Genomic DNA, 11,345 nt, shown 5'->3' with positions numbered 1-11,345 from the left:
TTGTCGTTCGTGCGGGAGGTGGGGTCGTCGTCAGGGCGGCACGGCGATGCCTTGCCAGAAGATATCGAAGCCGGCTTCGGCGTAGTCGAAGGCCGGCGCGGCGTCGCCCGCCTGTGCGATGTAGCCGACCGTGGTCTCGGCCATCGCCGTGAGCATCGCGCCCAGGAATTCCATCGGTCGCTCGACGACCAGCCCGCGCCGCATGCACTCCTGCGCCACCGCTTCCAGGCGCGCGAACGGCGCCATGCCGGCGGCGCGGCTCTCGTCGCTCAGTTCGTCGGACACCTTGAGCTGCGCCAGCACGCGCAGCTTGCCGGGGTGCGCCACGCCCCAGCGCACGTAGCGGTCCCAGATGTGGCGGAACTGGGTGCGCGGATCGGCGGCCTCGGGCCAGTCGGCCAGCATCACGCCGGCCAGCTCGGTCTTCAGCGCGCGGTACAGCGCGTCGGTCAGCAGCGCCTTGCTCGCGAAGTAGGTGAACAGCGTGCCCTCGGCCACGCCCGCGGTGCGCGAGATCGCCGAGGTCGGAGTGGCCCACACGCCGCGCCGGCCGAACTCGACCAGCGCCGCCTCGAGGATGGCGTTGTGCTTGTCTGCGCTGCGGGGCCTGGCCATGCGTCGACGGTCTCCATCGTTCGTTTAGTTGAGTGCGCACTCAAGTATAGGAAGGCGGCGCCGATCCGCAAGCCCCGCGCGGCCCGCGCCATGCCGCATGGCGGAACCACGGCGCGGCGCGGCAGTCCAACCAGAGTCGTGGCGTCGTGCTGCGACAGGAGGTACGACCATGAAGCATGTGAAGCATTGGCAGGACCCCGTCAACGCCGTCGCCGGCGTGTGGCTGATCGTCTCGCCATGGGTACTGGGCTTTCAGGGCAATTCGCTCGCCATGTGGACCATGGTGGCGACCGGCATCGTGCTGGGCGCCGTGGCCTTGGGCGCGACCTTCGTGCCGCACCAGTGGGAAGAGTGGACCGAAGTGGCGCTGGCAGCCTGGCTGGCGGTGTCGCCCTGGTTGCTCGACTTCCGCATGGTCGAGCCGGCGCTGGTCAATGCAGTCCTCGTGGCTGCGGTGATCATGGTGCTCGCCCTCTGGGTCCTGGTGACAGACAAGGACTACCTGGGCGAGGCCCTCGACCGACCAGCGCACTGATGGGGAGAGAGCGATCCTGTGAGCGCCGAGCGGTGACCACCGCCGCGAAGCGACGACGCCCGATCCGGTGTTCGCGCCGGTCGGGCCGACGGGCCAGGCAGGTTCCCATGCCCGCCCGCAACACCCGCCCCTTACGGTGTGCGGGAAGCGGCGCTGTTGTTTGAAGTGCTGTTGCCGGCCGGACGGGTCGCCCCCATCCAGTCGGCCTGCCAACCGCCGCCCATGGCCTGGATCAGCGCGATTGCCGCGGCCTGGCGATTGACCTGAAGCTGCACGAGCGCGCGCCGCGCGCTCAGTGCGGCGGCCTGCGCCTGCACCACATCGGTGTAGCTCACCTGCCCCGCGCGATACCGGTTGAGCAGTTGCTGCTCGGTCTTGTCGGCCGCTGCCGTGGCCTCGCGGCGCAAGCCTTCCTGCTGCGCCAGCGTGGCGCCGGTGGTCAGTTGGTCTTCCACGGCCTGGAACGCGGCCAGCACGGTCTGCCGGTAGCGCGCCACGCTGGCCTCGTGGCCGGCCTTGGCGGCATCGACGCTGGCGCTGATGGCGCCCGCATCGAACACCACCTGCGCCACCGACAGGCCCAGCCCCCACAGCGTGTTGGCCGCGCCGAAGAGGTCTCTCACGCGGCTGGCATTGCTGCCGACCGAGGCCGTGAGCGAAATGTTCGGGTAGTAGGCCGAGCGCGCCACGCCGATCTGCGCATTGGCCGCGGCCACCGCGCGCTCCGCCGCCGCGATGTCGGGCCGGCGCTGCAGCAGCGTCGAGGGCACGCCGGTCGGCACGCCGGGCACCGTGGGCGTCCAGCGCGCGGGCGGCAGGCTGAAGTCGGCCGGCGCCACGCCCACCAGCATCGCGATGGCGTGCTCCAGCGTGGCGCGCGTGCGCTGCAGGCCCACGCGGTCGGCCTTGGCGTTCACCAGTTGCGTCTGCGCCTGCAGCACGTCGGTCTGCGCGGCAATGCCGGCGGCGTAGCGGTTGCTCGTGATCTCGAACGCGCGCTGGTAGCCGAGGATGGTTTCGTCGAGCAGCACGATCTCGGCGTCGGCCTCGCGCAGCGAGAAGTAGTTGGTGGCCAGGTCGCCGACGGCCGACAGCCGCGCCGAGGCCAGGTCGGCCTCGCTGGCCTGGGCGTTGGCCTGCGCGCTGTTCACGGCCTCGCGCAGGCGGCCCCACACGTCGGGCGTCCAGCTCGCGCCCAGCGTGGCGCCGAAGGTGTTCGACGGGCTGGCCGAGGCGTTGCCGCCCACCGTGCCCGAGCGCTTGCCGCTGCCGTCGAAGGACACCGACGGGAACAGCCCCGCGCGCTGCTCGCGCACCAGTGCCTGCGCTTGCGTGTAGTTGGCGACGGCGGCGGCGATGTTCTGGTTCGACACCTGCACGCGCGCCGCGAGTTCGTCGAGCGTGACGTCGCCGAAGAGCTTCCACCACTCGCCACGATCGAGCGCGTCGGCCGGCGCGGCGGGCAGCCAGCCGTCGGCGGCGGGCTGTTCCTTCCAGCCGGCGGATACCGCCGACTCGGGCACCTTGTAGGCCGGGCCCACGGCGCAGCCGGCGAGCACGGCGGCCAGCGCGAGCGTGCTCAGCGCGAAGAAACGGCGTGAAGGGCCGATAGAAGAAAGGGAGGCATTCATGGTCATGGGTCTCAGACGGCCGGGGCGCGGCTCAGCGCGTGTTCGTTCTTGCCGCGGCGGCGCAGCTTGTCCAGCAGCAGGTACACCACCGGCGTGGTGAGCAGCGTCAGCAGCTGGCTCGCGATGAGCCCGCCGATGATCGCCACGCCCAGCGGCCGGCGCAGCTCGGCGCCCTCGCCGAAGCCGATGGCCAGCGGCAGCGCGCCGAGCGCGGCGGCCAGCGTGGTCATCAGGATGGGGCGGAAGCGCAGCAGGCAGGCCTCGCGCACCGCCTCGAGCGGGCTCAGGCCGCGCGAGCGCTCGGCCTCCAGCGCGAAGTCGATGATCAGGATGGCGTTCTTCTTCACGATGCCGATCAGCAGGAACACGCCGATCAACGCGATGATGGAAAACTCCATGCGGAACATCAAGAGCGCCAGCACCGCGCCCACGCCGGCCGAGGGCAGCGTCGAGAGCACCGTCACCGGATGCACCAGGCTCTCGTACAGGATGCCCAGCACGATGTAGATCACCACCAGCGCCGCCACGATCAGCATCGCCTGCTGCCCCTGCGACTGCTGCGCGCTCAGCGCGGTGCCGGCAAAGGCGCCGCGCACGTTGGTCGGCATGGCGATGTTGGCCTCGGCCTTGGCGATGGCCTCGCGCGCGTCACCGAGGTTGGCGCCCTCGGCCAGGTTGAACGAGATGGTGGTGGCGAGCTCGCCGTCTTCATGGCTCACCGACGTGGCCACCGACTGCTCCTCGAACTTCGCCACTGCCGACAGCGGCACCAGCGCGGTGGCCGTGTTGCTCAGCACGTTGCCGGTCGAGGCGTTGCGCGAGCCGGCGTTGGCCGACACCGGCACCGTCGCGGCGGCGGCGCTGGCAGAGGCCGTCGTGCCACCCGTGGACGTCGTGGCCGCCACCTGCGTGGTCACCGCCTGCCCCGCCACCACCGAGGTCTTCGTGGCCGGCACGTACACGTCGCGCAGCGCGTTCGGGCTGCGCGTGTAGCCCGGCGCCCATTCCATCACCACGTGGTACTGGTTGAGCTCGGTGTAGATGGTGGCCACCTGCCGCTGGCCGAAGGCGTTGTACAGCGCGTTGTCGATGGCGGTGGAGGTCAGGCCGAGCCGCCGCGCGCTGTCGCGGTCGACCTTGGCCACCGTCTCCACGCCGTTCTGGTCCTGGTCGGTGTCGATGTCGGTCAGCGTGGGCTGCTGCTTCATCTCGTCGGCCAGCTTCACGGCCCAGGTGCGCAGATCGGACAGGCTGTCGCTCTTGAGCGTGTACTGGTAAGTGGAGTTGCTGGAGCGTCCGCCCGAGCGCACGTCCTGCACCGGGCCGAGGAACACGCGCAGCCCCGTCACCTGCGCCAGCTGCGGGCGCAGCCGCGCGATCACCGCCAGGCCGCTGTCCTTGCGCTGGCTGGCCGGCTTCAGGTTGACGAACATGAAGCCGCCGCCCGCGCGCCCGCCGCCTGTGAAGCCCACCACGGTGTCGACCGCCTCGTCCTTGCGGATGATGTCGACCACCTCGCGCAGCTTGGCGCCCATGGCCTGCGACGAAATGCTCTGGTCGGCGCGCAGGCCGCCGTTGAGCTGGCCGCTGTCCTGCTGCGGGAAGAAGCCCTTGGGCGCCGCGCTGAACAGGTAGACATTGAGCCCCACCACCGCCAGCAGCACGACCATGACGATCGCCTTGCTGTCCAGCGCCCAGTCGAGTGCGCTCTCGTAGCGCTTGAGCATCCAGTCGTAGCTGCGCGCCGCGGCGCGGCCGAAGCGGCCTTGCGGCTTGTTCTTGTCGTGCTCGCCGCCGGGCTTGAGCATCCACGCGCACATCATCGGCGTGGTGGTGAGCGAGATCACCAGCGAGATCAGCACCGCCGCCGACAGCGTGACCGCGAACTCGCGGAACAGCCGCCCCACCTGCCCGCCCATGAACAGCAGCGGAATGAATACCGCCACCAGCGACACGCTGATCGACAGCACCGTGAAGCCCACCTCCTGCGCGCCGAGCAGCGCCGCCTTCATGCGCGACATGCCCGATTCGATGTGGCGGCTGGTGTTCTCCAGCACCACGATGGCGTCGTCCACCACGAAGCCCGTGGCCACCGTGAGCGCCATCAGGCTCAGGTTGTTGAGGCTGAAGCCCAGCAGGTGCATCACCCCGAACGTGCCCAGGAGCGCCACCACCGTGGCCACCGCCGGCACCACCGTCGCGCGCACGCTGCGCAGGAAGAGGCTGACCACCAGCACCACCAGCAGCACCGCGATGACCAGCGTCATCTCCACCTCGCGCAGCGAGCTGCGGATGGAGTTGGTGCTGTCCGACGCGACCTGCAGCGTCACGTCCGGCGGCAGTTGCGCCTGCAGCTCGGGCAGCAGCGCGCGCACGTTGTCGACGGTCTCGATGATGTTGGCCGAGGGCTGGCGCGTGATCAGCACGATGATCGCCGGCTCGCCGTTGAACAGGCCCAGCGTGCGCGTGTCTTCCACGCCGTCGATCACGTCGGCCACCTCGCGCAGCCGCACCGCCGCGCCGTTGCGCCAGGCCACGACCATCGAGGCGTAGTCGCTCGCGCGCAGCGCCGGGGTCTGGGTGTAGATCTGCAGCTTGCGGCCTTCGCCCTGGACCATGCCCTTGGGACGGTTCGCATTCGACGCCTGGATGGCGGCGCGCACGTCTTCGGTGCTGATGCCGTAGCGGTTGAGGGCGAAGGGGAGCAGTTCGATGCGTACCGCGGGGAGCGAGCCGCCGCCGATCTCTACGTCGCCTACGCCGTCTACTTGCGACAAGCGCTGGCTGACGATGTTGGAGACGGCGTCGTAGATCTGGCCTGGGGTCTTTGTTTTGGACGTGAGGGCCAGGATGATGACTGGGGAGGCGGCTGGGTTGGCTTTGCGGTAGGTCGGGTTGCTTCTTAATGTCGCTGGCAGGTCTACGCGGCTGGCGTTGATGGCGGCCTGGACTTCTCTTGCGGCGCCGTCGATGTTGCGGCTGAGGTCGAATTGCAGCGTGACGCGGGAGGAGCCTACGGAGCTGGTGGACGTCATTTCGTTGACGCCTGCGATGGTTCCCAGGTGTCTTTCCAGTGGCGTCGCGACGCTGGTTGCCATCGTCTCTGGGCTTGCTCCCGGGATCGAGGCTCTTACCGAGATGACTGGGTAGTCGACCTGAGGGAGGGGGGAGACTGGGAGGACGAAGAACGCTGCAATTCCTGCCAGGGCGATGCCTATGGTTAGGAGGACTGTGCCTATGGGGCGGCGGACGAAGGGGCGCGACAGGTTCATCGCAGTGCCTTCTTTTGGGTTCCGAGGCCGGGTCTCGCCCCGGCAGGCGACCTACTTTTCTTTGCTTCGCCAAAGAAACGTAGGCAAAAGAAAGGCGACCCTGCTGTCTGCGTCCCTACGCTTCGCTTCGGGCAACCTGCGGTGCTCGCGTTTCGCGGGGTCTCGCCCAAACTCGCTTCGCTCAAACAAGGGCGAGCCCTGATCCGCGAAACGCTGCGCTCCTCGGCGCATACAGAAGGGGTTGGGATACCTACGGGCCATCGCTTCGCTCGGCCAGTGGGCCGCAGCAGGCGCTTTGCGCCTGCTGCGGCTGGGAGTGGTTGGTGCGCTGGCGCTGGCGCTGGTGCTGGTGTCGCCGTTGGCGTTTGCATTGCCCTTGCTGTTGGCAAGGAGCCGCGCGCAGGCGAAGCCGCGCGCATGCGCATTGGATTCGGCTGTTGGTACTGCATGGCCGAGCGAAGCGACGGCCCGAAGCTCCCCTCCCCTCTGGCTGCGCCGAGGAGCGGAGCGTTTCGCGGATCAGGGCTCGCAGCTGTTTGAGCGAAGCGAGTTCTGCGAGACCCCGCGAAACGTGAGCACCGCAGGTTGCCCCGTAGCGAAGCGCAGGGGTCGCAGACAGTGGGGTCGCCTTTTCTTTGCTTACTTTCTTTTGGCGAAGCAAAAGAAAGTAAGTCCGCCGCCGGGCGGAACTCCCGGCCCCGGGAAGCAAACAAGCAGCAGGAGTACAGACAGATCAAGCCGCCTCCTCCTCAAGCTCCGAAGAAGAAGCCCGAGCACTCCCCCCACCCAACCGATCAAACGCCAGATAAATAACAGGCGTAGTGAACAAGGTCAGCATCTGACTAACGATCAACCCCCCAAAGATCGCAATCCCAAGAGGACGTCGCAACTCAGCCCCATCCCCAAAACTGAACATCAAGGGCACAGCAGCAAACAAAGCCGCCAACGTAGTCATCAAGATCGGCCGAAACCGCAACAACGCAGCCTGATGAATCGCCTCCCGAGCCGACTTCCCTTGAGTCCGTTCAGCATCGATAGCAAAGTCGATCATCATGATCGCGTTCTTCTTCACGATGCCGATCAGCAGGATGATCCCGATGATCCCGATCACCCCCAGGTCATTGCCAGTCAGCATCAAGGCAAGCAAAGCCCCAACCCCGGCAGAAGGCAACGTAGACAAGATCGTCAACGGATGCACATAGCTCTCGTACAGCACCCCAAGAACGATGTACACACAAACCACCGCCGCCAAAATCAACCACAGCTGATTCGACAAAGACTTCTCATAAGCCCCAGAAGCCCCCAGAAAAGTCATCGTCACACTGCTAGGCAACCCGATCTCTTTCGCAGCCGCACGAATCGCGGCAACCGACCCACCCAGTGACACCCCCGGCGCCGTATCGAAGTTCAACGTACTCGCCGGGTACTGCGCCACGTGCGTGATCTGCAACGGCGCCTGCCGCTCGCTGATCTCCGCAAACGCCGACAACGGCGTCGCCGTGCCCGACCCCGCAATGAGGTTCAACTGCCCCAGCGTCTGCGGCGTATTCACCATGCCCGGCTGCGCTTCCAGGATCACGCGGTACTGATTCGTCTCCGTGAAGATCGTCGACACGATGCGCTGCCCGAAGGCGCTGTACAGCGCGTCATCCACCGAACTCGCAGTGATCGACAGCCGCGACGCCGTGTCGCGGTTCACGTTCACATACGCCGCCAGCCCCTGCGCACCGGCATCGCTGCTCACGTTGCGCACCTTGTCCGATTCCTGCAGCTTCGCCACGAGCTTCTGCATCCACTCGGTGACCAGCGCACTGTTCACGCCTTCGAGCGACACGCGGTACTCGGTCGGCCCGGTCTCGGCGTCGATGGTCAGGTCCTGCGTGGGTTGCAGGTACAGCGTGAGACCGGCCACCTGCCGCACGCGATCGCGCAGGCGCTCCATCACCTCCTGCTGGTTGTCGTGGCTCTTGGTCAGGTTGATGAGCATGCTGCCGGTGTGCAGCATCGTGTTGTTGGCCGCGTCCACGCCGACGAAGGAGCTGAGGTTCTCGACGTCATGGTCTTCGAGGATGGCGCGCGCGGCCTGCTGCTGCAGCTGCGCCATGCGGTCGAAGGACACGTCTTGCGCGGCCTGCACGCGGGCCTGCAGCTGGCCGGTGTCCTGCGTGGGGAACAAACCCTTGGGGATCGTGAGGTACAGCAGCACGGTCAGCACCAGCGTGAGCAGCGCCACCAGCAGCGTGAGCGGCTGGTGCGCGATCACCCAGTGCAGCGAGCGGTCGTAGCGCACCATCACACCGTCGAAGAAACGCTGGGCGCGCGCGCCGAAGCCGGTGCCCGATGCGTCTTTCTTCGGCTCGTGCTTGAGCCAGCGCGCCGACATCATCGGCACCAGCGTGAGCGAGACCACGCCCGAGATCAGGATGGTGATCGCCAGCGTCACGGCGAACTCGCGGAACAGGCGGCCCACCACGTCGCCCATGAACAGCAGCGGGATCAGCACGGCGATGAGCGACACGGTCAGCGAAATGATGGTGAAGCCGATCTGCGCCGCGCCCTTGAACGCGGCCTGCAGGGGCTTCTCGCCCTCCTCGATGTAGCGCGCGATGTTCTCGATCATGACGATCGCGTCGTCCACCACGAAGCCGGTGGCGATGGTCAGCGCCATCAGGCTCAGGTTGTTCAGGCTGTAGCCCAGCAGGTACATCAGGCCGAAGCTGCCGATCAGCGAGATCGGCACGGCGATGCTGGCGATGACGGTGGCGCGCAGGCTGCCCAGGAAGGCGAAGATCACCAGCACCACGAGCACCACGGCCAGCACCAGTTCCATCTCGACGTGCTGCACCGACGAGCGGATGCCGGCGGTGCGGTCGCTCAGCACCTCGACCTGCAGGCCCGCGGGCATGCCGGCCTGCAGCTCGGGCAGCTGCTTCTTGATGGCGTTGACGGTGGCGATCACGTTGGCGCCGGGCTGGCGCTGCACGTTCAGGATGATGGCCGGCGTGAGCTGCACCTGCCCGTCGACCTTGCGCCCGGCCCAGGCGCCGAGCTGTGTGTTCTCGGCGCTGTTGACCACGCGCGCCACGTCGACCATGCGGATCGGCGCGCCGTTCTTGTAGCTGACGATGAGGTTCTTGTAGTCGTCGACCGTGAGCAGCTGGTCGTTCGAGTTGATGGTGTAGGCGCGCTTGGGGCCGTCGAAGCTGCCCTTGGCGCCGTTGGAGTTGGCCGCGCTGATGGCCGTGCGCAGCGAATCCAGCCCGATGCCGTTGGCCGCCAGCGCCTGCGTGTTGGCCTGGATGCGCACGGCCGGGCGCTGCCCGCCGCTGAGCGACACGAGGCCCACGCCCGAGACCTGGCTGATCTTCTGCGCGAGCCGGGTGTTCACGAGGTTCTGCACCTCGGTGAGCGGCAGCGTGTCGGAGGTGATGGCCAGCGTGAGCACCGGCGCGTCGGCCGGGTTGACCTTGGCGTACACCGGCGGCGCGGGCAGGTCGGCCGGCAGCAGCGAGCCGCCGGCGTTGATGGCGGCCTGCACTTCCTGCTCGGCGACGTCGAGCGTCTGGCCCAGCGAGAACTGCAGCGTGATGATCGACACGCCCGCCGCGCTGGTCGAGCTCATGCGGTCCAGGCCCGACATCTGGCCGAACTGGCGCTCCAGCGGCGCGGTGACGGTGTTGCTCATGACCTCGGGGCTGGCCCCGGGGTAGAGCGTCTGGACCTGGATGGTCGGGTAGTCGACCTGCGGCAGCGCCGCCAGCGGCAGGAAGCGGAACGCCACCAGGCCGGCCAGCACGATGGCCAGCATCAGCAGCGAGGTGGCGACCGGCCGCAGGATGAACGGGCGCGAGGGGCTCATGGGCTGCGCCGTCCCTCACCGCCGCGTTCGCCGCTGCCACCGGCGCCACCGCGCTCGGCCATGCGCTGCCAGCGCTCCAGCGCGGCCGGTTCGCCGCGGTCGAGGGCTTCGAGGAAACGCTTGCGGCGTTCGAGCTGTTCGGGATCGTCCTTGGCCGCGTCGAGCATGCGCTGGCGCTGCTCGGCAGTAGGGAGCTTGGCGGGTGTGGCTGCAGGTGCAGGCGTTGCTGCCGCTGGCGCTGCAGCCGGCGCAGCCGTTCCGGCGGCAGGTGCAGCCGGTGCCTGCGATGGCGAAGCCGGTGCCGCCGCTTCGGCGGGACGAGCACCGCCGCCCTGCGCACCACCGCCACCTTCCTGCCGACGTCCCCCACGCCGTCCGCCCGGCGCTGCCGCCCCGGAGGCCGCACCGGCCGGCCGGTCGACCGTGGTCTGCACGCGCGCGCCGTCCTTCAGGCGGTCGCCGCCTTCGGTGACCACGGTTTCGCCGGGCTGCAGGCCCTTGGTGATGGAAGCGAAATCGACGCTCGATTCGCCGCGCGTCACCGGCCGCTGCGAGGCCGTGTTCTCGGCCGTCACCACGTACACGTAGTCGCCGTTCGGGCCGTGGCGCAGCGCCGTGACCGGCACCACCACCGCGCTGCTCACGGTGCGCAGCAGCAGCCGCAGGTTGACGAACTGGTTCGGGAACAGCGCGCCGTCGGCGTTGGTGAAGCGCGCCTTGGCCTTCACGGTGCCGGTCTGCGTGTCGACCATGTTGTCGAGCGTGGAGAAGCTGCCGTCGGCCAGCCGGCGCGTGCGCGTGCGGTCGAAGGCGGTGGTGGCGAGCGTGGCGCCCTGGCCCAGCCGCTCCTGCACCTCGGGCACGCGGTCTTGCGGAATGGCGAACTCGACGTCGATGGGCGCGATCTGCGTGATGGTGGCCACGCCGCCGGTGCTGCCGGTCGAGATGTAGTTGCCCGCGTCCACCGGCCGCAGGCCGATGCGTCCGCTCACCGGCGCCGTGATGCGGCTCCAGGCCAGGTTGAGCTTGGCGGTGTTCTCGTTGGCGCGGTCGATGGCCACGGTGCCTTCGAGCTGCTTGACCAGCGCGGCCTGGGTGTCGACGTCCTGGCGAGCGATGGAGTCCTGCCCGAGCAGCGTCTGGTAGCGCTGCAGCGTGACACGCGCCGCGGCCAGCTGGGCCTCGTCGCGCTGGCGCGCGCCGGCGGCCTGCGCCAGCGCGTTCTCGAAGGGCTGCGGGTCGATGGTGGCGAGCACGTCGCCCTTCTTGACCATCTGGCCTTCCTTGAACAGCACGGCCGTGAGCACGCCCGACACCTGCGGCTGCACGGTCACGTTGGCCAGCGGCGTGACCGTGCCCAGCGCTTCGAGCTGCACCGGGATGTCGGCCTGCCGCGCGACGGCGGTGCCGACGGTGCTGGAGGCCGGGCCTCC

The 11,345-nt window shown here is 68.4% G+C and carries 6 protein-coding genes; 1 reads left to right on the top strand and 5 read right to left on the bottom strand.

Annotated elements, in window-relative coordinates; genetic code table 11:
• Window positions 1-30 precede the first annotated feature (30 nt).
• The gene (locus tag VBO01S_RS13530) at window positions 31-615 is read right to left on the bottom strand and encodes a TetR/AcrR family transcriptional regulator (protein WP_062474880.1); all 585 of its coding nucleotides are present in this window, start codon (window positions 613-615) and stop codon (window positions 31-33) included.
• Window positions 616-784: 169 nt separating this feature from the next.
• Between VBO01S_RS13530 and VBO01S_RS13525 the strand changes: the two genes are divergently transcribed.
• Window positions 785-1,150: an SPW repeat protein gene (locus VBO01S_RS13525; RefSeq protein ID WP_062474873.1), complete on the top strand. Its 366-nt coding sequence runs from the start codon at window positions 785-787 to the stop codon at window positions 1,148-1,150.
• A 131-nt stretch (window positions 1,151-1,281) separates the two neighbouring features.
• On the opposite strand, the gene VBO01S_RS13520 is transcribed toward VBO01S_RS13525, so the two are convergent.
• From VBO01S_RS13520 to VBO01S_RS13505, 4 genes are all read right to left on the bottom strand, one after another.
• Window positions 1,282-2,781: an efflux transporter outer membrane subunit gene (locus VBO01S_RS13520; RefSeq protein ID WP_062474970.1), complete on the bottom strand. Its 1,500-nt coding sequence runs from the start codon at window positions 2,779-2,781 to the stop codon at window positions 1,282-1,284.
• Between the two features lie 11 nt (window positions 2,782-2,792).
• Window positions 2,793-6,053 (bottom strand): efflux RND transporter permease subunit, encoded by a 3,261-nt coding sequence (locus VBO01S_RS13515; RefSeq protein WP_062474870.1) that lies wholly within the window; start codon window positions 6,051-6,053, stop codon window positions 2,793-2,795.
• 733 nt (window positions 6,054-6,786) lie between these two features.
• Window positions 6,787-9,912, bottom strand: coding sequence for an efflux RND transporter permease subunit (locus VBO01S_RS13510; protein WP_062474867.1), 3,126 nt, complete (start codon window positions 9,910-9,912; stop codon window positions 6,787-6,789).
• Window positions 9,909-11,345 (bottom strand): efflux RND transporter periplasmic adaptor subunit (locus VBO01S_RS13505; RefSeq protein WP_062474864.1); only part of this gene is annotated, 1,437 nt, incomplete at its 5' end. The genes VBO01S_RS13505 and VBO01S_RS13510, both read right to left, overlap by 4 nt.

It is taken from the genome of Variovorax boronicumulans NBRC 103145 (assembly GCF_001591345.1).
Taxonomy (GTDB): Bacteria; Pseudomonadota; Gammaproteobacteria; order Burkholderiales; family Burkholderiaceae_C; genus Variovorax; species Variovorax boronicumulans.
The sequence above is the reverse complement of the archived record's forward strand: the minus strand, read 5'-3'. Positions and strand labels throughout refer to the sequence as shown.